Source organism: Roseovarius sp. MBR-154, from assembly GCF_053628595.1.
In genome coordinates this window covers 571,695-596,679 of sequence record NZ_JBRJGR010000001.1, presented here as the reverse complement: position 1 = coordinate 596,679, position 24,985 = coordinate 571,695, and the positions used below count along the sequence as shown (strand labels likewise).

22 protein-coding genes are annotated in these 24,985 nt (G+C 65.1%); 6 read left to right on the top strand and 16 right to left on the bottom strand.

Going from position 1 to position 24,985, the window contains the following annotated elements:
* Window positions 1–9: 9 nt before the first annotated feature.
* Complete coding sequence (locus tag ACSSV4_RS02800) at window positions 10–249, top strand: Lrp/AsnC ligand binding domain-containing protein (RefSeq protein ID WP_454273410.1); 240 nt, start codon at window positions 10–12, stop codon at window positions 247–249.
* Window positions 250–562: 313 nt separating this feature from the next.
* Here the strand turns inward: ACSSV4_RS02800 and ACSSV4_RS02795 are convergent, their stop codons facing one another.
* The 15 genes from ACSSV4_RS02795 to coxB all read right to left on the bottom strand — a co-directional run bounded on the left by ACSSV4_RS02795 (window position 563) and on the right by coxB (window position 16,563).
* Window positions 563–3,079: a cation:proton antiporter gene (locus ACSSV4_RS02795; protein WP_454273256.1), complete on the bottom strand. Its 2,517-nt coding sequence runs from the start codon at window positions 3,077–3,079 to the stop codon at window positions 563–565.
* 61 nt (window positions 3,080–3,140) lie between these two features.
* A complete protein-coding gene (locus ACSSV4_RS02790; protein ID WP_454273408.1) occupies window positions 3,141–3,770 on the bottom strand; it encodes an ATP-binding cassette domain-containing protein in 630 nt (209 codons plus the stop codon).
* Between the two features lie 13 nt (window positions 3,771–3,783).
* Window positions 3,784–5,433: an ABC transporter permease gene (locus tag ACSSV4_RS02785; protein WP_454273406.1), complete on the bottom strand. Its 1,650-nt coding sequence runs from the start codon at window positions 5,431–5,433 to the stop codon at window positions 3,784–3,786.
* Window positions 5,434–5,529: 96 nt separating this feature from the next.
* Window positions 5,530–6,747, bottom strand: a complete 1,218-nt coding sequence (locus ACSSV4_RS02780) for an ABC transporter substrate-binding protein (protein WP_454273255.1) — start codon at window positions 6,745–6,747, stop codon at window positions 5,530–5,532.
* A gap of 28 nt (window positions 6,748–6,775) precedes the next feature.
* Entirely contained in the window at window positions 6,776–7,828 is a 1,053-nt protein-coding gene (locus tag ACSSV4_RS02775; RefSeq protein ID WP_454273254.1) for a phosphotransferase, read from the bottom strand.
* A complete protein-coding gene (locus tag ACSSV4_RS02770; RefSeq protein WP_454273252.1) occupies window positions 7,825–8,895 on the bottom strand; it encodes a radical SAM/SPASM domain-containing protein in 1,071 nt (356 codons plus the stop codon). Before ACSSV4_RS02770 ends, ACSSV4_RS02775 begins: the two co-directional genes overlap by 4 nt.
* A 149-nt stretch (window positions 8,896–9,044) precedes the next feature.
* On the bottom strand, window positions 9,045–9,632 hold the full coding sequence (locus ACSSV4_RS02765) for a GNAT family N-acetyltransferase (RefSeq protein WP_454273251.1): 588 nt from the start codon (window positions 9,630–9,632) through the stop codon (window positions 9,045–9,047).
* On the bottom strand, window positions 9,632–10,894 hold the full coding sequence (locus ACSSV4_RS02760; RefSeq protein WP_454273249.1) for a M16 family metallopeptidase: 1,263 nt from the start codon (window positions 10,892–10,894) through the stop codon (window positions 9,632–9,634). The genes ACSSV4_RS02765 and ACSSV4_RS02760 overlap by 1 nt, the downstream gene beginning before the upstream one ends.
* Window positions 10,891–12,279: a threonine synthase gene (thrC, locus tag ACSSV4_RS02755; RefSeq protein ID WP_454273248.1), complete on the bottom strand. Its 1,389-nt coding sequence runs from the start codon at window positions 12,277–12,279 to the stop codon at window positions 10,891–10,893. Before thrC ends, ACSSV4_RS02760 begins: the two co-directional genes overlap by 4 nt.
* On the bottom strand, window positions 12,276–12,959 hold the full coding sequence (locus ACSSV4_RS02750) for an SURF1 family protein (RefSeq protein WP_454273247.1): 684 nt from the start codon (window positions 12,957–12,959) through the stop codon (window positions 12,276–12,278). The genes thrC and ACSSV4_RS02750 overlap by 4 nt, the downstream gene beginning before the upstream one ends.
* A 105-nt stretch (window positions 12,960–13,064) precedes the next feature.
* On the bottom strand, window positions 13,065–13,865 hold the full coding sequence (locus ACSSV4_RS02745) for a cytochrome c oxidase subunit 3 (RefSeq protein ID WP_454273245.1): 801 nt from the start codon (window positions 13,863–13,865) through the stop codon (window positions 13,065–13,067).
* A 24-nt stretch (window positions 13,866–13,889) separates the two neighbouring features.
* Window positions 13,890–14,477: a cytochrome c oxidase assembly protein gene (locus tag ACSSV4_RS02740; protein WP_454273243.1), complete on the bottom strand. Its 588-nt coding sequence runs from the start codon at window positions 14,475–14,477 to the stop codon at window positions 13,890–13,892.
* A complete protein-coding gene (locus tag ACSSV4_RS02735; protein ID WP_050664212.1) occupies window positions 14,477–14,641 on the bottom strand; it encodes a hypothetical protein in 165 nt (54 codons plus the stop codon). Before ACSSV4_RS02735 ends, ACSSV4_RS02740 begins: the two co-directional genes overlap by 1 nt.
* Window positions 14,638–15,594 carry a heme o synthase gene (gene cyoE / locus ACSSV4_RS02730; RefSeq protein WP_454273241.1) on the bottom strand — a complete coding sequence of 319 codons (957 nt, stop codon included), beginning with the start codon at window positions 15,592–15,594 and terminating at the stop codon, window positions 14,638–14,640. Before cyoE ends, ACSSV4_RS02735 begins: the two co-directional genes overlap by 4 nt.
* A gap of 84 nt (window positions 15,595–15,678) precedes the next feature.
* On the bottom strand, window positions 15,679–16,563 hold the full coding sequence (gene coxB / locus ACSSV4_RS02725) for a cytochrome c oxidase subunit II (RefSeq protein WP_454273239.1): 885 nt from the start codon (window positions 16,561–16,563) through the stop codon (window positions 15,679–15,681).
* Window positions 16,564–16,768: 205 nt separating this feature from the next.
* Here coxB and tldD point away from each other — a divergent pair, with 205 nt between their 5' ends.
* Window positions 16,769–18,190: a metalloprotease TldD gene (gene tldD / locus ACSSV4_RS02720; protein ID WP_454273238.1), complete on the top strand. Its 1,422-nt coding sequence runs from the start codon at window positions 16,769–16,771 to the stop codon at window positions 18,188–18,190.
* A gap of 157 nt (window positions 18,191–18,347) precedes the next feature.
* Here the strand turns inward: tldD and ACSSV4_RS02715 are convergent, their stop codons facing one another.
* Window positions 18,348–19,007 (bottom strand): hypothetical protein, encoded by a 660-nt coding sequence (locus tag ACSSV4_RS02715; RefSeq protein WP_454273237.1) that lies wholly within the window; start codon window positions 19,005–19,007, stop codon window positions 18,348–18,350.
* A 587-nt stretch (window positions 19,008–19,594) separates the two neighbouring features.
* Here ACSSV4_RS02715 and dprA point away from each other — a divergent pair.
* The 4 genes from dprA to ACSSV4_RS02695 all read left to right on the top strand — a co-directional run bounded on the left by dprA (window position 19,595) and on the right by ACSSV4_RS02695 (window position 24,979).
* A complete protein-coding gene (gene dprA, locus ACSSV4_RS02710; RefSeq protein ID WP_454273235.1) occupies window positions 19,595–20,737 on the top strand; it encodes a DNA-processing protein DprA in 1,143 nt (380 codons plus the stop codon).
* A 99-nt stretch (window positions 20,738–20,836) separates the two neighbouring features.
* Window positions 20,837–23,473, top strand: a complete 2,637-nt coding sequence (gene topA, locus ACSSV4_RS02705; RefSeq protein ID WP_454273234.1) for a type I DNA topoisomerase — start codon at window positions 20,837–20,839, stop codon at window positions 23,471–23,473.
* 178 nt (window positions 23,474–23,651) lie between these two features.
* Window positions 23,652–24,347, top strand: a complete 696-nt coding sequence (locus ACSSV4_RS02700; RefSeq protein ID WP_454273232.1) for a CoA transferase subunit A — start codon at window positions 23,652–23,654, stop codon at window positions 24,345–24,347.
* A 2-nt stretch (window positions 24,348–24,349) separates the two neighbouring features.
* On the top strand, window positions 24,350–24,979 hold the full coding sequence (locus ACSSV4_RS02695) for a 3-oxoacid CoA-transferase subunit B (RefSeq protein ID WP_454273230.1): 630 nt from the start codon (window positions 24,350–24,352) through the stop codon (window positions 24,977–24,979).
* Window positions 24,980–24,985: the final 6 nt, after the last annotated feature.

The following is a 24,985-nucleotide window of genomic DNA, read 5'->3' as shown; positions in this document are numbered from 1 at the left end:
CAAGGAGCCATCATGCGCTGCGTCTTCATCAATATCCGCTGCAAGCCGGGCCACTCCTACCGCGTGGCCGAGGCTATCGCCCTGCGCGAGATCCATTCCGAACTTTACTCGACCTCCGGCCCTTTCGACCTGCTGATGAAACTCTACATCCCCGAGGCTGAGGATATCGGCAAATACATCAACGACAACCTGCTCGATATCGACGGGATCGAACGCACCGAGACGACGCTGACCTTCAAGGCGTTCTGAGAACAGGAATGGGATGGATCTGTCGTTTAAGCTTGGTGCCAATGCGCGGAATCGAGGTGCCGCAGGCACCGCCGCGCAGCGCCCGACCGCCCCCCGGGCGGGCGCTTTTGTAACGTGTCAAATATCTGAAAGCGCAGGAATATTTGACTACTATAAAGTGCCTTCCGGCAAGGTTGAAGCGCCCACCCGCGGTCGGGCACCGCGCGGCTCCTCCCTGAAACCGCCAATGTCCCCTCCAGCCCCGCAATCACTGCCTCTCGCAACACCCGCAGCAGGGCCGACACCCTCAAATTCACCGCGACACTGAAACCAATCAGCCCGCCTCCTGCGTGATCTCCGACAGCAACCGCGCCGGGTCTATCCCGCGTTTCTCGGCACTGCTGCGCACCGCCTCCCGAAGCCCCGTGCTGCGGCGCAACAACCGGCGGAACCGCTGCTCGTCGAGCACCAGAAGCGTGCTCGGCGCAATCGCACGCACCTCGGCGCGCCGCGCCTTCTTCATCAGGATCGCCATCTGGCCGAACATCTCGCCACGCCCCAGCCGCCAGGTCTGTCCCGCGCCCTCCAACTCGACCGCACCCGAGGCGATGAAGAACACGCTCCGCGCCGGGCTGTCCGTGCGAAAGATCACGTCCCCGGCATTGACATAGCGGGGCTTGAGCGCGCGCGCGAGATGCCGCAGCGCCTGCGCGTCCAGATCGGCAAAGAGCGGAAACTGCCGCACCAGATCCGTGCGCCGCAACGCAATATCGAGCGGCGGGCGATCCTCCGAGGCGGCGCGGCGCAGGGCGATCTTCTCCATCAGCTTGGTATGAACTTCGGCCCCGATCAGCCCATCCTCGCGCATCGTGGCATATTCGCGCTCTTCCAGCCGCAGCGCGGTGCGGCGGATGAACCGCCGCTCCAGCTCCTCGGCATAGCCCGGATATTGCAGGCGCAACCCCTCGAGCGCGGTCTCCACCGCCTCGACCCGCCGCGTCAGCAGATCGTGCAGCAGTTCGGCCACGCGCCGCCCGTGAATGCGACGGATGCGCCCGTCGATGAAGGTGCCGAGATCGCGCAGGATCAGACGCTGTGACAGCAGCCGCTCGAACCGGTCCGCCGTCAGCCGCGCCAGCGGCCGCGACAGGCCCAGCCGGTTATGCAGCACCACGGCGGCGCGAAACGCCCGGCCATAGGCGATGCTGCGCCGCGCCGCGCGCCGGTAGCCGTTGCGCCCGCCCGCGCGCGCGCCCTCGATCAGCCGGTCGGCATCCGACAGCACGGTGTCGGCCATCCGCGCCGAGATCGTGCGCTCGCGCATCCGCGCCAGAATCGTGTCGCGCTCATGCCCGGCCAGCGCTATCAGCCCCAGCGTGATGCGGTCGCGCTCCAGGATATCGGCCCGGTCCTCGGCGGATTTCACCGCCATCTCCAGCCGCTCGCCGAACCGCTTGGCCTCCGAGCGCACGATGTCATGGGTCAGCTCGTAATTCTCGTTGGTGCGGGCGACATCCTCGCGCACGGTCTGCAGGGCCACGGCCACCACCTGCCGCGACAGCGCCTCATCGAGCGCCGACAGCCGGTCGAGGCCAAGCCGCCGGATGACCCAGCGCAGCGTCGTGCCCTGCACGATCAGCGTGAACAGGGTAAAGCCGGTCGCCAGAATGCCCGCCACCCGCTGAATCCCGTCCGGCACGCGAAAGCTTTCGGTCACCGCCAGCGCCAGCGCCAGCGTGACCGCCCCGCGCAAGCCCCCCCAGAGGATGGCAACCCGGTAGGGCCGCTCGACGGCGGGCGACAGGCGCAGCGCGGTCAGCAGCGGCAAGAGCCCGTATAGCACCACCACGCGCGCCGCGAGCGCGGCCAAGATCACCACGCCGACCAGCGCGAAATCCCCGACCTGCACCTCTTCCAGCAGCCGCGGAATGAGCAGCGCCGCAAGGATAAAGATCAGCGCCCCCGCCCAATGCGCCAGCACGTCCCACAGCTCGCGCAGATTGCCCCAGCTTTGCGGCGTCAGCCGCCCCGGCCCCGCGAGGTTCAGCGTGATTCCGGCCACCACCACCGCAATCACCCCCGACGCGCCGACCAGCTGCTCAGCCCCGATATAGGCCAGATAGGGCAGCGCCACCGAGATCGACAATTGCGCCAGCTCAAAGCGCGCGGCGCGGGTCATCAGCCAGATCGCAACCTGCGCCGCGAGCCATCCGATCACCGCGCCGCCCGCGATCAGCACCGGAAACCGCAGCAGCGCATCGCTCAGCGCCGGATTGGGCGTGCCCAGCATCACAAAGCCCATGAACAGGCCGAAAAGCGCAATCGCTGCGGCGTCGTTCAGCAGGCTCTCGCCCTCGATGATCCGCGCCAGCCGTCGCGGCGCCGAGATCGAGCGAAAGATCGACACCACCGCCGAAGGGTCCGTGGTCGACACGATCGCCCCGATCAGCAGGCAGGCGGCCAGCGGCAGCGCGCTCACCCAGAAAAGCGCATAGCCCACCGCCAGCGTCGCCACCACGACCGCCACCACCGCCAGCATCAGGATCGGCACCCAGTCGTCGACCATCCGCCGCAGGTTCATGCCCAGCGTGACCTGAAACAGCAGCGTCGGCAGGAACACGTAGAGAAACACGTTCGACCGGATCGGCAGCGCGAGAATCGCCTCGGCCACCGGGTTGAGCGCATCGGTCAGCTCGGTTTGCAGGAAAAACAGCGCGCCCGCGCCGATCAGGATGCCGATGATCGCGAGTATCACGCTATAGGGCACCCGTAACCGCGCCGCCAATGGCTCGGCCACGCCGATCACCAGAAACAGCGCGGCAATGATGCTGAGGATGAGAACGATATCCATGCTGTCGAAATATCACACTGACCGGCGAACACATCGGGAAAATCCCGCGCCTGACGTCAGATCAGAGGCGCACGGTCTCGCCCCCCGCCGCCTCGGCGTCGGAATGATCATGCGTCACCTGCAGGACCGGCAGGGCGCGACTGCGGGCGGTCTCGAAGACCAGCGCGCGCACCTGCGCGCGCAGCCCGGTATCAAGCTTGGAAAACGCCTCATCGAGGAGCAGCGCGCGCGGCTCTGACAAGAGCATCCGTTGCAGCGCCACCCGCGCCCGCTGCCCGCCCGAGAGCGTGGCGGGGTCACGATCGGCAAAGCCCGCAAGCCCCACTTCCGCCAGCGCTGCAAGGGTCCGCGCACGCCGCGCCGCACGGCCCCTGAGCCCCGGTTTCAGGCCAAAGGCGAGATTGGCCCCGACCGACAGATGCGGGAACAGGTATTCGTCCTGAAAGAGAATGCCGATCTGCCGCGCCTCGGTGGGCAGACCCGCCAGATCGCGCCCGTCCAGCCGGATGCGCCCGGTCATGGTGAACACGGGCTCCAGCGTGCCGGTGATCGCCGCCAGCAACGTCGACTTGCCCGAGCCCGACGGCCCCATCACGGTCAGCACCTCACCCGGCCCGACGGTGCAGTCAAGCGCCATCAGCCGCACATCGCCCAGTGAAAGCACCACCTGCTCGAACCGCAGGCCGGTCATCTGCGCGGCCCCGTCAGCCATTCAGCAATCCTTTCCGGTTGCGCCACATCAGGCGCGGCAGCAGCACCGCCAGCGCGAAAGGGGCAAAGGCCGCCGCCATCTGCGCCAGCGCATAGACCCCGATCACCCGCCGGTCGCCGCCCGAGGCCAGCGCCACCGCCTCGGTGGTCAGCGTCGGCACCCGGCCCGCGCCGACCAGCAGGGTGGGCAGGTATTGCCCCACCGACACGGCAAACCCCACCGCCGCCGCCGTCAGCACCGGCCGCAAGAGCATCGGCAAGCGCACCGCCCAGAGCACCCGGTCCGGCCCCGCCCCAAGCGCGCGGGCGATGATATCCTGCCGCCGGTCCCAGGCCCGCCACGGATCGGCCAGCGCGAGAAACACATAAGGCAGCACGAAGACCAGATGCGCCAGCGTCACCGCCAGCCGCCCGCCATCCACCCCGGCGCTGATCGACAGCGTCTGAAACCCCGCCAGAAACGCCACCTGCGGCACGATCAGCGGCAGGTACAGCAGCCACAGCGCCCGCGTGGCGGGGCGCAGCCCGTGGCGATGCTCGGCCTCCAGACAGGCCAGCGTCAGCAAGAGCGCAAGGCCGGTGGCGGTCGCGGCGATGATCAGCGTCTCGGCCACCGGCCCCGCCAGGCGCGGCCCGTGGCGCGCCCAGTTGCGCAGGGTAAATCCGTCAGGCAGCAGATCGGGAAACTGCCAGAGCCCGGCAAACGACCAGACCACCTGACCCGCCAGCCCCGCGATCACCGCCAGCGCCGCCGCCGCCCCAAGCGCCAGCGCGAGACGGCGGATCGCCTGATCGACGCCGCGATGCCCGCGCGCGCCCGACGCGATCCAGCGCCGCCCGAGACCCGCAACCGCCATCTCCATCAGTCGCCACAGGGCCAGCCCCACAACCACCAGCCCCAGTTGCAGCACCGCCCCCGCCGCCGCCTGAAAGCGCAGCGCAAGGTCAGGGTCGTTCATCCAGCGCACCACCTGCACCGCCAGCGTCGGCGGCGTGTTCGGCCCGAGGATGATCGCCACATCGACCACCGACATGGAAAACGCCAGAACCGCATAGACCGGCAGCCGGATCTGCCGGTAAACCAGCGGAAACACGGTCTTGAGCCAGCCGGTCACCCGCGCATAGCCCAGCGCCTGCGCCATCCGCAGGCTTTGGGCGGGGCGCGCCTGCGACAACGCGGCAAGCGTCATCAGCAACAGGAACGGCACCTCCTTGGTGACCAGGCCAAAGATCAGGCTCAGCCCCGCCGGATCCTGTAGAATCAGCAGATCGGGCGGCTGCTCCCAGCCCGTGCCCCAGGGCGACAGCCCCCGTACGATCCAGCCCGACGGCGCGATCAGGAACGCCAGTCCAAACGCCGCCGCCGCATGCGGCACCGACAAAAGCGGCGACAGCAGCCGCTCGATCATGCCAAAGGTGCGCGTCCCCGCCCAGCCCGCGCAGATCAGCACCACAATCGCCAGCGAGATCGCCGTCGCAGCGAGCCCAACCCCTAGGCTCAGCGCCACCGCGCGGGGCAGCCCCGGCCAGGCAAAAAGCTGCTCGAACGGCGCAAGGCTGACCCCCGTGCCGCCCAGCGCGGGCATGTAGCCCAAGGCGGGGGCCAGCGTGCCCAGAAGCCCCGCCAGCACCGGCCCCAGCATCACGCCCAGCGTCAGCAGCGGGGCCCAGGGCAGGAACCGCGCCCGCCGCGCCGGCCGTGCCGGGGGGGTGGTGCTGGCAGCGGCGCGCACGGGTCTTTACTGACCGACGCCGTAGCGCGCGGTCCAGTCCTGCTCCAGCCGAACCATCCACGACGGGTGCGGCTCGGGCAGCGCATCGCCCAGCTCATCGGGCGAGAGCGTCGCGACGCCCAACTCGATCGCGTCGAATGTCGCGCGATCCTCGGGGCTTAGCTTGTCCAGCGCCAGCACCGTGCCATTGCCCCAGACCGCCGGGTCGGATTTATGCGCCTGCGCCTGCGGAGACATCAGGAAATTCGCCAGCACCAGCGCGCCCTCTTTCGCATTGGCGTTATAGGGAATGGCGACAAAGCTCGCATTGCCGATGGTGCCGCCGTCCAGCACATAGCTGCGCACCGTGTCGGGCAGCTCGAAATTGGCGATGGCGTTCGACGGCTCGTTCGGGTTGAAGCTGAGCGCGAGGTCGATCTCGCCATCGTTCATCAACTGAATGAGCCGCGGCCCCGATTGCGGATAGGCCGCACCGCTGCGCCACAGGTGCGGCGTCAGCGCATCCAGATACGCCCAGAGCGGCGCGGTGGCGGCCTCATAGCTCTCCTCGCTCACCGGCTCGGTCAGCACCGACGGATCAGGCGTCAGCTCCATCACCGCCTGCTTGAGAAAGGTCGAGCCGACGAAATCGGGCGGCTGCGGATAGGCAAAGCGGCCCGGATTGTCCCGCGCCCAGTCAAGCAGCGCGGGGATCGAGCGGGGCGGCTCGGCCAGTCGCGCGGTATCGTGGAAAAAGACGATCTGCGCCATGCCCCACGGCGCCTCCAGCCCCTCGGTCGGCACGGTGAAATCCGACGTGACGGCGGGCTTGCCCTCGACATCGACGAATTGCCAGTTGGGCAGATCCTCGGCCCATGGGCCATAGAGCAACCCCTGCTCCTTCATCGCCGCAAAGTTCTCGCCGTTGATCCAGATGAGATCGACCGCGCCGCCCGCATCCTTGCCCGCCGATTTCTCGGCGATGACCCGGCTCACGGCATCCGAGGTGTCCTTAAGCTTCACATGCTCGACGGTGACGCCATAGCGCTCGGCCACCTGATCGCCCGCCCAGGCGATATAGTCATTTGTGGCGTTCGAGCCGCCCCAGGCGTGCCAATAGACGGTCTGTCCCTCCGCCGCGCCGGTGATCGCGTCCCAATCCTTGGGGTCCGGCACCACCTCCTGCGCGGCCAGCGGTGCGGCCAGCGCGAGGGCTGCCAGCGAGGTCAGAATCTGTCGGATCATCTCGGGGTCTCCTTGTCGGGTTGTCTCGTTATAGCAAATCCGCCAGCCGCGCGAAGCCGTCATCCATCCGCGCCGCCGTCTCGGGATCAAGATAGTGATCGACGCGGCCCTTCACATGGGCAATCAGCGCCGCCTCGCTCTTGCCCGCCGCCCAGTCCTCGCCATCCTGCGTCGCCTTGGCCTCGGCCCCCGACAGGACACGCCATTTCGCGCACCATGTCATCGACCAGAGCCACATCGCCCGCCGCATCGGCAATATCCACGGCGCGAGGGCGACGCGCTCGGCCTCGGGCAGGCAGGCGAGCCAATGGCGGCAGGCCCCGGCCACCGCCTCGGCGCTCAGCACCGCATGGCTCGCCACATCCCAGGTGGTCGAGGTGTAGAGCGTGGCATGCGCCAGATCGAGCGGCGGCGCGCTATACCGCGCCTTTTCCAGATCGACCAGCACGGCACGGCCCTCGGGCGTGACGATGAAATTGCCGGGATGCGCATCAAAGGAAATCAGCCGCTTGGGCGGGCGCGGCCCTTGCTCGGCCAGATCGCGCAAGGCGACGATATGGGTCTCAATGATACCCCGCGTCGCAGGCTCCGCTGCATGCAGATACGCCGCCTGCGCCTCGATCTCCTCCAGCAGCCCGACCAGCGGATCCGCCGGGTCGAGCAGCGGCGCACGCGCCTCCGGCACCGGCAAGCTGTGGATCGCGGCCAGCGCCGCCATGATCGCTGGCAGGTCGTCGGGCAGGCGCGCGGGGCCGCCTTCGATCTCCTCCACCACCAGCCCGCCGCGCGGCAGCGCATCCGAGGGCGGCAGCACAGCCGAGAGGCGCGGCGCATGACCCGACGCGCTCGCGCGCTCGAAACAAGCCGCCTGATAGGCGAGATTCGCCGCAGGCGCGAGCCGCATCTGGCTCTGCTTCGGCAACCGCGCGATCCAGCCGGTGCCGCCCAGCCGCACATGATCATGCGCCAGCCCGGTATCGGCCATCAGGTCCGGCACACCGCGCGCGATCCCCGCCGCATCCAGCGCCTGAGACAGCGCCGGCAGCAGCGCGCCGCGCCGATCCCCGGCCCTGACGGTCATTCCGCCGCCCGCTTCGCCGCAATGCGCTCCTCGCGCAGCCGCGCCAGTTCCGGCCCCAGCACCTTTTCAAAGAACCGGTCACAGCCGATGCAGAGGTTGCGATAGGGCTCGCCATCGGGCCGCTTGGTGCGCGATTCCTCCAGAAACCGCGTCAGATCCCAGCCATGCACCATCCCCATCCGCTCGGGGTGCCCCATGGAAATCGCCTCCAGCGCCGGATGCCCGACGAGGCTGTCAAGGATATCCTCCAGCCGCTCCTCGCAGAGATTACCCAAGGGAGCGGCGGTCTTGAGACAGCAGGGAAACACATCGCCATTGGGGTCGATCGACACCTCGGACCCCGAATAGCCACGGTTGAGAAAACCCAGCCCCCCCGACCACACATTGCAGAAATTGTCGGTGATCCCGGCCTTGCTGAGCGAATTCTCCCACGCCCGCCCGCGCGGCCAGATCTTGCCGATCCAGGCGTCTTCCGTGGCACCGAACATCGAATAGACCGGCTGATCCTCGGTCTGATCGGCCCAGTTGCGGGTGGTCGAGGCAAGCGCGCTGTCGCGCATCCCCGCCGCCTCGAACATCTCGCGCAGCCGGTCGATCAGCGGCATCCGCTTGTCGCCCTCGTGGCCGACATGGAAATCGTCCATCCCGGCGCAGGAGATCATCCAGACCCCGCGCGCCAGCAACTCATCAATGATCTGCGGCGTCACCAGATCACCGGTGGTCTGCACGATCACCCGCACGCCCTGCGGCCCGTATTTCGCCTGAATCGACTCCAGCGCGGGATAAAGCACCTCCTCGCGCACCGGATCGACCAGCACCTCGCCACCCGCCAGGATGATTCGGCTCGCACGCCGCTCGTAACCGCCGGGGGCCGTCTCCGAAGGCGCGTTCAGGTCGAGATAGCTCAACTCCTCGGGCAGGCTGTCCAGAACCTTGGGAAAGGTGGCTTTCGATTCCTCCACCACCTCGCGCAGGGCATCGCGCACATAGGGGCGAAACCGCCCCTCGTAGCAATGCTTGCAGCGGCGGTGACAGGCCCAGTTCAGAACGTAATAAATGCTTTCCATCGCGAACCTCCTGTCTCACCCCGGATATCGGGATTTGGCCCCTGCATGCCCAAGCCCGCCCCGGGTTGAAAGGGCCAGCGCCGGAGGATCACGGGATTGTCAGTCTTGTAACCCGCGAACGCCTGACGCGTCACGCATCAGCCAGCGCCTCAGCCCACATACGTCCGTCCGCGCCGGTCCAGGCGCAGCGCGGCATAGAGCACATGCGTCCGCCAGCGCCCGTTGATCTGCAAATAGCTCTGCGCGACGCCTTCGTACTTGAAGCCGCATTTCTCCAACAGCCCGCGCGAGGCGTGGTTCTCCGGCAGGCAGGCCGCCTCGATCCGGCTCAGATCCAGCCGGTCAAAGGCGTAATGCACCACCCCCGCAATCGCCTCGCCCATATACCCCTGCCGCGCATGCGGCTGACCGATCCAATAACCCAGCGTGCCCGCCTGCGCCGGGCCACGCCGGATATGATCCAGCGTGATCGCCCCCATGAGCACCTGATCCTCGCGCCGGATCAGGAACAGCGGCAGCGCCGAGCCGCTCGTGATCGACCGCTGCGCCCAGAACACCCGATTGGAAAACCCCTTGCGCGCCAGATGATCGGCGGCCCAGGCGGGCTCCCACGGCATCAGGAACTCGGCGCTCTGCGCGCGCAGGCTGCTCCACTCCCGGAAATCGCTCATCGCCGGTTGCCGCAGGGTCAGACGCTCGGTCTCGATCCTGAGCTTCCGGCGTGGCAAGAGCAGCATCAGGCCGCACGCCTCGCATTGAGGCTGTCGAGCGTCGGCGATTGCGACACCGGCCCGTAAAGCGCCAGCGCCGAGGGCGCGCGCGTCACCGTGTGCTCGGCCAGACGCCGCACATCCGCCAGCGTCACCGCGTCGATCCGCTCCACCACCTCCGGCAGGTCGGGCACCCGGCCCCAGATCTGCAACATCCGCGCCAGCCGTTCGGCGCGGTTCGACGGGCTTTCCAGCCCCATCAAGAGCCCCGCCTTCATCTGCGCCCGCGCCCGCTCGACCTCCGCGTCACTCATATCCTCGGCCGCACGTTTCATCTCGTCCACGGTGATCCCCGCCAGATCGCCCATCTGATCCTCGGAGGTGCCCGCATAGATCGTCATCATGCCGGTATCGGCATAGGCCCCGGCCTGCGCGAAGATCGTGTAGCACAGCCCCCGCCGCTCGCGGATCTCCTGAAAGAGACGCGACGACATCGACCCGCCCAAGGCCGAGGCGTAGATCTGCGAGGTATAGATATCGGGATGCCCGTATTCGGGGCTCTCGAACGCCAGCGCGAAATGCGCCTGCTCCAGATCCTTGACATGCCGCGTCTCGCCGCCCGCGAACCGCGCCTTGGGCGGCTCGATCGTGTCGCTCGGGATCATGTCGCCATAGGTCGCCTCGGCCATCTTCACCAGCGCGTCGTGATCCACAGCACCCGCCGCCGCCAGCACCATCTGACCGGGCCGGTAATACTGATCGACGAACCCCTCCAGATCGGGCCGGCCAAAGCCGCGCACCCGCGCCTCGGCCCCCAGAATGGTGCGGCCCAGCGGATGGTCAGGGTATGCCTGCTCCTGCAACCAGTCAAAGATGATGTCGTCGGGCGTATCGGCGGCCTGCCCGATCTCCTGCAGGATCACACCCCGCTCCACCTCGATCTCGCGCGGATCGAACACCGGGTTGCGCAGGATATCGGCCACCACATCCATCGCCAGCGGCACATCGTCCTTCAGCACGCGGGCATAATAGGCGGTCACCTCGCGGCTGGTATAGGCGTTGATATAGCCGCCCACATCCTCGATCGCCTCGGCGATCTCCAAGGCAGAGCGCCGCTTGGTGCCCTTGAAGGCCATGTGTTCGAGAAAATGCGCGATGCCGTTCTGTTCGGCCCGCTCATGGCGTGCCCCGGCCATGACCCAGACACCGATAGCCGCCGATTCGAGACCGGGCATATACTCGCTCGCGATGCGAAATCCGTTCGGCAGCGTGGTCAGTTCTACACTCAATGCGTGATCCGTTCCTTGATCAATGTTTCGATAGCGCCAAGGTCATTGGCAATGCGCGTCACGCGCTCGTCCCGCTCATACAGGTCCGCCATACGCTCGGGCAAGGGGGGGTGAATGCCGCTCGCCTCTTCGACAGCGGCGGGAAACTTGGCCGGATGCGCGGTGGCCAGCGTGATCATCGGCACGCCGGGGCTGCGATGCGCCTCGGCCACATGCACGCCCACCGCGCTATGCGGACAGAGCAACTCGCCGCTGCGGTCCCAAGTGGCTCGGATCGTGGCGCGCGTGGCATCCTCGTCGCAGCGCCCGCTCTCGAACGCCTCGCGCAGAGCCTGCAACGCGCCTTGACTGACCGAAAACCCCCCGACCTTCAGCTCGTCCATCACCTGCGCCACGGCCCCGCCATCCTGCCCATAGGCATAATACAGCGCGCGCTCGAAGTTGGAACTCACCTGAATATCCATCGACGGGCTGATCGACGGGATCACCCCGTCGGGCCGATACGCGCCCGTGCTCAGACAGCGATGCAGGATATCGTTCTGATTGGTCGCCACCACCAGCTTGTCGATGGGCAACCCCATGGCCCGCGCGATATAGCCCGCAAAGATATCCCCGAAATTGCCCGTCGGCACGGTGAAACTCACCTTGCGGTCCGGCGCCCCAAGGCTCACCGCAGCGGTGAAATAATACACCACCTGCGCCAGCACCCGCGCCCAGTTGATGCTGTTGACACCCGCCAGCCGCACGCGATCGCGGAACTCGAAATCGTTGAACATGTCCTTCACGCGCGCCTGACAATCGTCGAAATGCCCGGTCATAGCCAGCGCATGCACGTTGCCCTCGACCGGCGTCGTCATCTGCCGCCGCTGCACCTCGCTGACGCGGCCATGCGGATAAAGGATGAACACATCCACCGCATCCAGCCCCCGAAACGCCTCGATCGCCGCCGACCCGGTATCGCCGGAGGTCGCGCCGACGATGCTCACCCGGCTCCCCGACCGCTTGAGCGAGAATTCAAACATCTGCCCGATCAGCTGCATGGCGAAATCCTTGAAGGCCAGCGTCGGCCCATGGAACAGTTCCAACAGGAAATGCCCAGCATCCAACTGCTTCAACGGTGCCCGCGCCGCATGGCCAAAGCCCGCATAGGCCCGCGCGATGATCCCGCGAAATTCCTCGTCGGTAAAGGCATCGCCGATGAACGGCCGCATCACCCGGAACGCGGCCTCCTCATAGGGCACCCCCTCCAGCGCGCGGATATCCCCGGCGCTCATCTGCGGAATGCTCTCCGGCAGATAGAGCCCGCCATCGCGCGCCAAACCCGTCAGCATCGCCTCTTCAAAGCTCAAGCTAGGCGCGCGGCCCCTCGTCGAGATATATTTCACCGCTGCTGCCCTTCCCTTGGCTGGCGCATCCGCCAGATGAAAACCCCGGTCATCGCGGCCCATATGGCGGCCAGCGAGAACCACGTGATCGCGTAACTCAGGTGATCGTTCGGAATCCCGCTCGTGTCTACCGGCAGCGGCGTCACGCCGCGCTCCGGCGGCGACACCTCGCGCGCGATGATCATCAACGGCTCGGTCTCCAGCACCTGCGCCATCTGCGCGATATCGCGGGCGAACCACATGTTGCCCGGCACATCGTTCTCGGGCGTGGAACTCAGCCGGTCATCGGGCCAATGCAGGTTGCCGACAACCCGCACCGCGCCCTCGGTCTCGGGGATCTCTCCCGCCACCTTGACGAACCCGCGATCCAGCAGCACCCGCCGCCCCTCGGTCTCGAAGGCGGAAATCACCCGGTATCCCGCGCCGACCTGCTTCTGACTGACCAGGACCCGCAGCGCCCGCGCGCCAATCTCACCCGTGGCCTGAACCGGCAGATAGCGATCCCGCTCCGGCTCCGCCGCCTCGGGCAGCGGCACCGGCGCGGCGGAAATCCGGCCCTCGATCTCGGCCAGCACGCCCTCTTTCCAGGCCAGCCGCTCGACCTGCCACGTGCCCAGCGACACCAGCACCGCCACACCGGCAATGCCAAAGATCAGCGGCACCAGAACGCTTTTTCGCATGGGTTCCTCTCAAAAGGAAAATGCGGGAGGGCCAAATCCCCCCGCATCTTCATCTTGCCAAAAATACTCGCCGCCTGCCGGGCCCGATTTTTCGCCGAAAAATCGTCACCCGCCCCAGACGTAGACCGCAGCGAACAGGAACAGCCAGACCACGTCGACAAAGTGCCAGTACCACGCCGCCGCCTCGAACCCGACATGCTGCTCGGGCGTGAAATGCCCCTTAATCACCCGAATCAGGCAGACGAAGAGAAAGATCGTTCCAATCACCACATGCGCGCCGTGAAAGCCGGTGGCCATGAAGAAATTGGCACCATAGATATTTCCGGCAAACCCGAAACCCGCGTGACTGTATTCATAGGCCTGAAACACCGTAAAGATTGCGCCCAGCGCAATCGCGATGATCAGACCCCACTTCACGTCCTTGCGGTTGTTCTCATGCACCAGCGCGTGGTGCGCCCATGTCGCGGCACAGCCCGAGCACAAGAGGATCAGCGTGTTGATCAGCGGCAGGTGCCACGGGTCAAACGTCTCGATACCCGCCGGCGGCCAGACGCCGTCGACCATCGGAGAGTTCTCGCCCATCGGGTACATGGCATGCTTGAAAAAGCTCCAGAACCAGGCGGCAAAGAACATCACCTCGGACATGATGAACATGATGAAGCCATAGCGCAGGCCGATCCGCACGACGGGCGTGTGATCGCCGGTCTCGCCCTCATGCACCACATCGGCCCACCAGCCGAACATCACGTAAAGTACGCCGACGACGCCGGCCAACAGCATCCAGGGCCCGTGGTCGTGGAAAAACAGAACCGCCCCGAAGAGCATGACGAACCCCGCCAGCGCGCCCAGAAGCGGCCAGATGGAGGGGGGCAGAATGTGGTAATCGTGGTTTTTCGCGTGTGCCATCTTGGTTTATCCCTCGTCGAAGGCTCAGTTCAGGGTTTTATCGGTTTTCTTGGCAGGCTCAAGCGCCGCCTGCTGGTCGGTTTCGGGCAGGTCGATCTCGTGGAACGTATAGCCCAGCGTGATCGTGTGGATATACTGCCCTTCGCGATCATCGACAATCGCGGGGTCCACGTAGAACGTCACCGGCATCTGCACCCGCTCGCCGGGTTGCAACACCTGCTCGGTAAAACAGAAACAGTCGATCTTGGTGAAAAAGCCGCCCGCATCGTAAGGCGCGACATTGTAGCTGGCCGATCCGGCGACAACCCGGTCGGTCGGGTTGTAAGCCTCGTAAAAGGCCAGCCCGGTCTCGCCGATGCGCAATTCCATCTCGCGCTCGACCGGCTTGAACTCCCACGGCATGCCACGCTCGCGGCTGGCATCGAACCGGACCTTGATGGTCTGATCCAGAATATCCTCGCTCGCCACGTCCGACACGCCGGTCACCCCGCCAAATCCGGTGACACGGCAGAACCAGTCATAAAACGGCACCGACGCCCAGGCGAGGCCGCCCATCAGCACCACCACGCCCACGGTCTGGGTCAATGTCCTGATCTTCGGATCAAGCGCCATCAGTTCCCCTCCTGCTGTTGTGTCGGCACCATGAAATCGTCATCGGTCACCTTGGCCACGGTCAGGCCAAAGATCAGCGCCACGAACCCCGCCAGCACCAGCCCAAGGCCAAGATTGCGGCCAAAGCGGCGCTTGTGCAGCTCATGTTCCTCGCGAAAGCTCATGCCCAGCCCCCCAGGCCAAAGCCCGACAGCGCCGCTTCGGCCAGAATGGCGGTGAAATGCGCGAAAAGATACCACAGCGACAGCCGGAAGGCGCGCTTCTCGACGCGGTAATTGTCGGCCTCGGCCTGATCCTCGTCGCGCCGCCAGATCGCCACCGCATCGCGCAGGAAGAGCGCGTTGAAGACCAGCGCCACGCCAAGGTAAACCGGCCCGCCAATGCCGGTGAACGCGGCCCCGATCGCCATGATCGCCAGCAGCACCGTGTAGACGAGGATATGCAGCCGCGTCGATTTGCGGCCATGCGTGACCGTCAGCATCGGCACACCCGCCGTGTCATAGTCACCCCGCATGAAGAGCGCGAGCGCCCAGAAATGCGGCGGCGTCCACATGAAGATGAGCGCGAACATCAGCACCGACTCGATGCTCACCGTGCCGGTCGCGGCGGCCCAGCCGATCATCGGCGGAAACGCCCCGGCAGCCCCGCCGATCACGATATTCTGCGGCGTCCAGCGTTTGAGGCCGATGGTGTAGATCACCACGTAAAAGAATATGGTAAAGGCCAGGATCCCAGCCGCCAGCGCATTGGTGGCCAGCCACAGCATCACCACCGAAAACACCGCCAGCGTGATGCCAAAGGCGAACGCCTCGTCGCGGCTCACCTTGCCCGCCGGGATGGGGCGCTTCGCGGTGCGCTTCATCACCGCGTCGATGTCGGATTCCCACCACATGTTGAGCGCGCCCGCCGCGCCCCCGCCCACGGCAATGAACAGGATCGCGGCCAGCCCGACGACCGGATGCACCGCCATGGGTGCGGCCAGCAAGCCGACCAGCGCGGTGAACACCACCAGCGTCATCACCCGCGGCTTCAGGAGCGCGAAGAAATCGCGAAACCCCGCCTCGCCGGTCTGCGCGGCAGCGGCTTGGCTGGCTGTGTTCAGGCTGGCATCGCTCATTTTCGTCTCCTGTCAGGCGGCGCATCGGCGCGCCCGCCCGGCGGGGTCATTTCGGGCGCGCCCTGGCGGCGCACCCGGCTCACGTCACTCGGCGGCAGCCACCTGCACGCCGCGCGGCGTGCCGGCATATTCCTCGATCGCCCCGTCGAGCCATTGGTCATACTCGTCCTGGCTCACCACCTTGACGGTGATCGGCATATAGGCATGCGCCTGCCCGCAAAGCTCCGAACACTGGCCGAAATAGATGCCTTCGCGCTCGGCCTCGAACCACAGCTGCGCCAGACGCCCCGGCACCGCATCCTGCTTCACACCGAAGGCGGGGATGGTCCAGCTATGGATCACGTCGGCGCCGGTCACGGTCATCACCACGGTCTTGCCCACCGGCACGACGACGGCGGTATCGGTGGCCAGCAGGAACTCGTCGCGGCTATAGCCCGCCTCGACCAGCTGCTCCTCGACCTCGGGCGTCAGGCGATTGTCGCCCCCGGTGGCCGGAGAACCGATCATGTAGCTGTCAAAGGCAAACTCGTGATCGGTATACTCGTAGCCCCAATACCACTGATAGCCGGTCACCTTGATGTTGATATCCCCCTCGGGGATCTCCTGCTGCTTGAACAGGATCGGCAGCGAGAACGCCCCGATGAACACCAGGATCACGATCGGAATGATCGTCCAGGCAATCTCCACCGGCGAATTATGGGTGAACTTCGCCGGGTTCGCGTTGCTGCGCCGGTTGTAGCGCACCGCCACGATGGCCAAAAGCGCCGTCACAAACAGCACGATGGCGATGATGATCACGTTGATCATCCCGTCCAGCCATTGCAGATCGCGCGCCAGTTCGGTCGCGGCCGGCTGAAAGCCCATCTTGCCCTGCTCGGGCTTGCCGACGATCTCAAGTCCTTCCTGCGCGGCGGCAGGAAGGGTGGAAAGGGCGGCCAGGACGGCCAGAAGGCTGGAAGTTAGTCGCATTTTACACCCTGATCGGTTGAAGCGGTTCATGTCTTTATGGCAGGTCTTGCGCCGCATGCGGCGGAATCCCGTTGTCTTGATGCTGTCTAAAACCATATTCTGCCGCAAACGACAAGAAAGAGCATTGCGGCAAACGGACGCTTTTTTTGATCTGGATCAAATCGGCACGGCCCCCGCTCTGCGCCATCATATAGGACGCGCCCCCATGACTGACACCGCCTTTCGCCCCTTCGACAGCCTGCTTGACCGGGATGCGGCGCTGACGCACCTGCAAGAGGCCACGCGCGGCGCCGATGACGGAGAGCTCTTTCTCGAACGCCGCCGCGCCGAGGCGCTGACCTTCGACGATGGCCGGGTCAAGACCGCCTCCTATGACGCCTCCGAGGGCTTCGGCCTGCGCGCCGTGCGCGGCGAGGTCACCGGCTACGCCCATTCCTCAGAGGTCAACGACTCCGCCCTCAAGCGCGCCGTCGAGACCGCCCGCCTTGCCGTGGGCGACGGCGGCGGCACTCTCTCGGCCGCCCCCGCCCGCACCAACCGCCACCTCTATACCGATGACGACCCGATTGCCGGGGCGTCCTTTCCGGTCAAGCTCGACACATTGCGCGAGATCGACGCCTTCGCCCGCGATCTCGACCCCCGCGTCGTGCAGGTCACCGCCTCCATCGCCGCCTCATTGCAAGAGGTGGTGATCCTGCGCCCCGACGGCACAGAGGTGGGCGACATTCGCCCGATGACCCGCGTCAACGTCTCGGTGATCGTCGAACAGGACGGCCGCCGAGAGAACGGCAGCGCCGGGGGCGGCGGGCGCGTGGGCCTCGACGGCCTGCTCATGCCCGCCGACTGGCAGGCCAAGACCCGCGAGGCGCTGCGCATCGCGCTGGTGAACCTCGAAGCCGAGCCCGCGCCCGCAGGCGTGATGGACGTGGTGCTTGGCCCCGGCTGGCCCGGCATCCTGCTGCACGAGGCCATCGGCCACGGGCTCGAGGGCGATTTCAACCGCAAGGGCTCCTCCGCCTTCGCCGGTCTCATGGGCCAACGCATCGCCGCCCCCGGCGTCACCGTGCTCGACGACGGCACCCTCCCCGACCGGCGCGGCTCGCTCACCATCGACGACGAGGGCACCCCCTCGGCCCGCAATGTCCTGATCGAGGACGGCATCCTTGTCGGCTACATGCAGGACCGTCAGAACGCCCGCCTGATGGGGGTCAACCCCACCGGCAACGGCCGCCGCGAAAGCTACGCCCACGCCCCAATGCCGCGCATGACCAACACCTACATGCTGGGCGGCGACGCCACCCCCGGCGATCTGGTGGCGGAAATGAAAGACGGCATCTATGCTGTGGGCTTTGGCGGCGGGCAGGTCGATATCACCAACGGCAAATTCGTCTTCTCCTGCACCGAGGCCTACCGCGTCAAAGACGGCCAAATCGGCGCCCCGGTCAAAGGCGCCACCCTCATCGGCGACGGCGCCACCGCCCTGCAACAGATCCGGGGCCTGGGCAACGACATGGCGCTCGATCCGGGCATGGGCAATTGCGGCAAGGCCGGGCAATGGGTGCCCGTCGGCGTCGGCCAGCCCACCGTGCTGATCGGCGGGCTGACGGTCGGGGGATCGGCGGCGTAGGGGGGTGGGGCTGTAAGGGGTGCAGCCCTCCGCTCTAATACTCGGAAGGCGCGTAGAGGGGCATTTGCAAATTCGGTTGGCATATTGCTTGAGGGCATGCGTCGGCCTGTCACTTGTGTGGAGTGTAACCAATAGGTTTTCTACTACCGCTAATTCTTTATTCTACAGGCCCCAGTGGTGGAAATGCCTTGATCCAACTGTCGTCTTCAAAAACAATCCCAGCGTCGGTTAATTCTGCAAGGTCCTTTCGGTTTTGCCTGATTTCCTTGTCTGCTTGGTATTCTTTCTCCCAACAGAAATTACTTTTGAGACATCTTGTGAGGTCCGCGAAATAGAATTTTATTGCCAAAGCTGTGCTGTAAACACTGGCAAGATAACCGTTTGAAATCTTCACCGCCTCTCGGGACCACGTGTTTGTTGCTGTTTTTACAAACCGCTCAAAGGTCCAAGTAATTCGGTCCGGTGTTGTCTCAGAGTAAAATACTGACCCGTGAGCAATGATAGCTCTTATTTCATAGAGTTCGTCTAGCTGGTATTGTAGCCATAATAGGTTGAGTTCTCCGGTATGGAACATCGGGACTTGTCTTAATTCTTGGATGTTAGCCACGGCATTAATCAAGAAGTCTGTTTTGTCCTTAAATTGTCTTGGGAACCGCCTGGAAAGGCCGACGGATAAGTCAAGGTATGTCTCGTGCATTCTGAACACGAACTCATCGTGAGCGAATTCAAGATTTGATAACGCAACCAATGTCTTGCCCAGTGCGCCATATTCTCCTGAATTCGCTATGAAATCAGTTGGGTCAGGATGGTATATCAAGCAGCATTTCCCAAGTACGTACCGTTAACAAAAGAGTGCTTTACGGCACGCCCTTTGGCAACTGCTGGCTGCTACGACATAAGCATTTGAGCGCATAAAACACTCGGGTGTGATGGGTCGAGCGGTTTAACATTGGTCGCTCCCGGCTGGGTCTGGCCAATGTATCCTCTAGCCCCGACAGCGGGTCACCCTGCCCTACAAGCCACCCAAGCCCCCCTTTCACCTTTCCCAAAATACTCAAATCCCCCCACCCAAGCTGGGCCACCCCGCCCGCCTTCATCTTGCCAAAAATACTCAAATCCCGCCCGGTGCCGCCCGGCGCACCCCTTGCCATCCCGTGCCCGCACCGCGCGCCCCGGTCACACCCGCCCCCCGTCAGCACCCCCCGCATCCGCCACCGACGCGATACAGACAGGATACCGACGCGATACAGACACCGACCATTTCCCAACCACAAAAATAATTAACTTCACATTTCAATATCTTAGCCGAAACTCCCGAAAAACCCGCGACTCACCCGATTTCGGTTTACCGGGCATTAACCTTGCCCGCGCTACCCATGATCCTGCAAGCAGGCGAGGTCACGGATGCCCGAGGATACACATCCTTCCACTCACCCCCCACTCCCACCCACCACGGAAGATGATCGGGTGTCATGGCTTCGCCTCTTGCGCTCCCGCCGGGTCGGCCCGGCAACCTTTCACCGGCTGATCTGCGAACACGGCACCGCCCAGGCGGCGCTCGACGCCCTCCCCGAGGTCGCCCGCGCCGCCGGTGTCACCGACTACACTCCCTGCCCCGCAGGCGTGGCCGAGGCCGAATTGCGCGCGGGCCAGGCGGCGGGCGCGATCATGCTCACGCACGCAGACGCCAAGTATCCCAAGGCCTTACGCGATCTGCCCGACGCCCCGCCCGTGCTCTGGGTGATGGGCGATCTTACAGTTCTCGACCGCCCGATGATCGCCCTCGTGGGCGCGCGCAATGCCTCGTCGCTCGGCACCCGCATGGCCCGCTCGCTGGCGGCAGAGCTGTCCGAGCAAGGCTATACCATCGTCTCCGGCCTCGCCCGCGGCGTCGATACCGCCGCCCATCTCGCCAGCCTCAAGGGCGGCACCGTGGCCGTCATGGCCGGCGGCGTCGACGTGATCTACCCCGCCGAAAACACCCCCCTTGCCGCCGATATCCTCAGGACCGGCCTGCGCCTTTCGGAACAGCCCATCGGCCTCATCCCCCAGGCCCGCCACTTCCCCAGCCGCAACCGCCTGATCAGCGGCCTGGCACATGCTGTGGTCGTGGTCGAGGCCGCCGCTAAATCCGGGTCACTGATCACCGCGCGCACCGCTCTCGATCAGGGCCGCGAGGTGCTCGCCGTGCCCGGCCATCCCATCGACGCCCGCGCCTCGGGCTGCAACATGCTCATCCGCGACGGTGCCACATTGGTGCGCAGCGCCGCCGACGTGATCGAGGCACTGCCAGCGGACGAACCCCAGAAAACACAGGCGGAAATGCCGCTGGAGACGGCCCCGGAGCCGCCCGCCCGCAGCCTGCGCGACACCGCCGCGCTGCACCAGCAGATCCTGCAACGCCTTGGCCCCTCGCCCCTGGCCGAGGATCAGCTGATCCGCGACCTCGGCGCCCCCGCGCGCAGCGTCGCCCCGGTGCTGGTCGATCTCGAACTCGACGGCCGGATCACCCGCCAACCCGGCGGCTTGCTCTCCCTCGCCCGCTGATCCCGCGTCGGCAGGTCACAAGGGCCACATTGACAATTCCCCTTGCCAGCCCACATGTTGCGCCGCCATAAGCCTCGACCTGAGTCGGAAGGAGTGCCCATGCCCGTTGTCGTTGTCGAATCGCCCGCCAAAGCCAAGACGATCAACAAGTATCTGGGCGACGGCTACACGGTTCTGGCAAGCTATGGCCACGTCCGCGACCTGCCCCCCAAGGACGGCTCGGTCGATCCCGAAAACGGCTTCGACATGACATGGGAGGTGGGGGCCGACAGCCGCAAGCATGTCAAGGCCATTGCCGATGCGCTCAAGGATGACAACGCCCTCATTCTCGCCACTGACCCCGACCGCGAGGGCGAGGCGATCAGCTGGCATCTCGAGGAAACCCTGCGCAAGCGCAAGGCGATCACCAAGAACACGCCGGTCAGCCGCGTGGTGTTCAACGCGATCACCAAATCCGCCGTGACCGAGGCGATGAAAAACCCCCGGCAGGTCGACGCGCCGCTGGTCGAGGCCTATCTGGCGCGCCGCGCGCTAGATTACCTTGTGGGCTTCAACCTCTCGCCCGTGCTCTGGCGCAAGCTGCCCGGCGCGCGCTCTGCGGGGCGCGTGCAATCGGTCTGCCTGCGCCTCATCGTCGAGCGCGAGATGGAGATCGAGGCGTTCAACGCGCGTGAATACTGGTCGGTCAAGGCACTGCTCGCCACGCCGCGCGGTCAGGAGGTCGAGGCGCGGTTGGTGACCCTTGCGGGCAAAAAGCTCGACAAGTTCGATCTGGAGAACGCGACACAGGCCGAAATGGCGGTGCAGGCCGTGGCCTCGCGCGCCCTTACGGTCACCTCGGTCGAGGCCAAGCCGGGCACACGCAACCCCTCGGCCCCGTTCATGACATCGACCCTGCAACAGGAGGCGAGCCGCAAGTTCGGCATGGGGGCCAAGCAATGCATGAGTGCAGCACAGCGTCTTTATGAGGCGGGCTACATCACCTATATGCGGACCGACGGCATCGACATGGCCCCCGAGGCGGTGATGGCCGCGCGCGACGCGATCAAGGAACGGTATGGCGACGACTATCTGCCGAAATCCCCGCGCATGTACAAGAACAAGGCCAAGAACGCGCAGGAAGCACATGAATGCATCCGCCCCACCGAGATGACGCGCGACGCGGGCAAGATCAAAAGCACCGACGCCGATCAGCGCAAGCTCTACGATCTGATCTGGAAACGCACGCTCGCCTGCCAGATGGCCGCCGCGCGGCTGGAGCGCACGACGGTCGAGATCGGCAGCGAGGACGGTCAGGTGAGCTTGCGCGCCACCGGTCAGGTCATGCTCTTCGACGGATTCCTCAAGGTCTATGAAGAGGGCCGCGATGACGTGGTGGGCGACGACGACGACCGCCGCCTGCCGCAGATCATGCAAGGCGACAAGGCGGCTTTCGCCAAATCCTCGCTGCGGGCTGAATTTGCCAAGGCGCAGGACGGGGCCGAGACGACGGCCGCCGTGATCTCGGAGAATGAATCCGTCCTCAGCCTGCAACATTTCACTCAGCCCCCGCCGCGCTATACCGAGGCGACGCTGGTCAAGAAGATGGAAGAGTTGGGCATCGGTCGCCCCTCTACCTATGCCAGCGTGCTGGGCACGATCCAGGACCGCGAATATGTCCGGAAGGAGCAGAACCGCCTCTACCCAGAGGACAAGGGGCGGATCGTCACGATCTTTCTGATCAACTTCTTCCGAAAATATGTGGGTTATGAATTCACAGCCAATCTTGAAGAAGACCTCGACCGCGTGAGCGCGGGCGAGGCAGATTACAAGGACATCCTCTCACGCTTCTGGCGCGATTTCTCGTCGGCCATCGCCGAGACCTCGGAACTCAGGATTTCCGAAGTGCTCGACGTGCTCGACGACGCGCTCGCCCCCACGCTCTACCCAGCCCGCGAAGATGGCGGCGACCCGCGCCAATGCCCGCTCTGTGGTACTGGGCAGTTGCATTTGAAAACGTCCCGCTCGGGCGGCTTCGTGGGTTGCGGCAATTACCCCGAATGCCGCTACACCCGTCCCATCGGCGGGGACGCGGCGGAAAACGGCGACCGGATCCTGGGCGAAGACGAGGACGGCAACGAGATTTCCCTGCGCTCAGGCCGGTTCGGCCCCTACGTGCAACGCGGCGAGGCCACCGAAGAGAACAAAAAGCCCGAGCGCGCCAGCCTGCCCAAGGGCTGGAAGGCCGAGGAAATGACGCTGGAAAAGGCGCTGACCCTGCTGAGCCTGCCGCGAGAGGTGGGCGAGCATCCCGAGGGCGGCATGATAAAATCGAATTTCGGGCGGTTCGGCCCCTATATCATGCATCAGGGCCCGGAGGACGCGAAACCCGTCTACGCCAATCTCAAGGATCCGGCGGATGTGTTCGAGATCGGCATGAACCGCGCTGTGGAACTCTTGGCCGAAAAGCGTGCCAACCCCGGCGGGCGCGGACGGGCGGCAGCCAAGCCGCTGCGCGATCTCGGCGAGCATCCCGGCGAGGGTGGCCCGATCCACATCATGGACGGGCGCTTCGGGCCTTATGTCAAATGGGGCAAGGTCAATGCGACCTTGCCCAAGGACGTGAAGCCCGATGATGTGACACCGGACATGGCAGTTGAACTCATCGCCGAAAAATCGACGAAAAAGGGCAAGCCGCGCAAGACCGCGAAAAAGCCCGCCGCCAAGAAACCTGCGGCCAAGAAGAAAACGGGCTGACGCCGCATGCGCCCGGAATCCTGAAACGATCTCGACCCGCGTGCTTTGCAAGAACGCGGGTGCGGCTCGTGTTACGTAGTAATCCCTATTTCATGGCATTTGGCCGCCGCCCCGCGTTGACACCGCCCCATGATCCACCCGATACCGGTGGCGGACAAACTTCAGGAGGAGTTTCGCAATGAAAAAGGTATTTGGCTCGGCCGCCGAGGCGCTGGACGGGCTGCTGTTCGATGGAATGACGATTGCGGCGGGGGGCTTTGGCCTCTGCGGCATTCCCGAGTTGCTATTGCAGGCGATCAAGGAGGCAGGCACCAAGGACCTTACATTCGCCTCCAACAATGCAGGCGTCGATGATTTCGGCATCGGCATCCTGCTGCAGACCAAGCAGGTCAAGAAGATGATGTCGTCCTATGTCGGCGAAAATGCCGAGTTCATGCGACAGTATCTGAGCGAAGAACTGGAGCTCGAATTCAACCCGCAAGGCACGTTGGCCGAGCGCATGCGTGCCGGCGGCTGCGGCATTCCGGGGTTCTATACCAAGACCGGGGTGGGCACACAGATTGCCGAGGGCAAGGAACACAAGGAGTTTGACGGCGAGACCTATATTCTCGAGCGCGGCATCTTTGCTGACCTCTCGATCGTCAAGGCGTGGAAGGCCGACACCACCGGCAACTGCATCTTCCGCAAGACCGCGCGCAACTTCAACCCGCCCGCCGCGATGTGCGGCAAGACCTGCATCATGGAGGTCGAGGAGATCGTCGAGCCCGGCGCGCTCGACCCCGACAATATCCACCTGCCCGGCATCTACGTGCATCGCCTGATTCAGGGCGAGCATGAGAAACGCATTGAACAACGCACTGTGAGGGAGGCCTGATCATGCCCTGGGATCGCAATCAGATGGCCGCGCGTGCGGCGCAGGAACTCGAGGACGGCACCTATGTCAATCTCGGGATCGGCATCCCGACGCTGGTGCCCAATTACATCCCCGAGGGCGTGCATGTCACGCTGCAATCGGAAAACGGGATGCTGGGCATGGGGCCGTTTCCGGTCTCGGGCACCGAGGATCCGGATCTCATCAACGCGGGCAAGCAGACCATCACCGAACTGCCCCATACCAGCTATTTCGACAGCGCCATGTCCTTCGGCATGATCCGTGGCGGCAAGATCGCGATGGCGATCCTCGGCGCGATGGAGGTGGCCGAAAACGGTGATCTGGCGAACTGGATGATCCCCGGCAAGCTGGTGAAGGGCATGGGCGGCGCAATGGATCTGGTCGCGGGCGTGCGGCGCGTGGTGGTGGTGATGGACCACACCAACAAGCATGGCGACAGTAAGCTGCTCAAGGAATGTACCCTGCCGCTGACCGGCACCGGTGTGGTCAACCGGATCATCACCAACCTGGGCGTGCTGGATGTGGTCGAGGGCGGGCTCAGGATCGTCGAAACCGCCGAGGGCGTGACCGAGGACGAGATCCGCGCCGCCACCGAGGCGACCATCGTCAACTGACGGGCG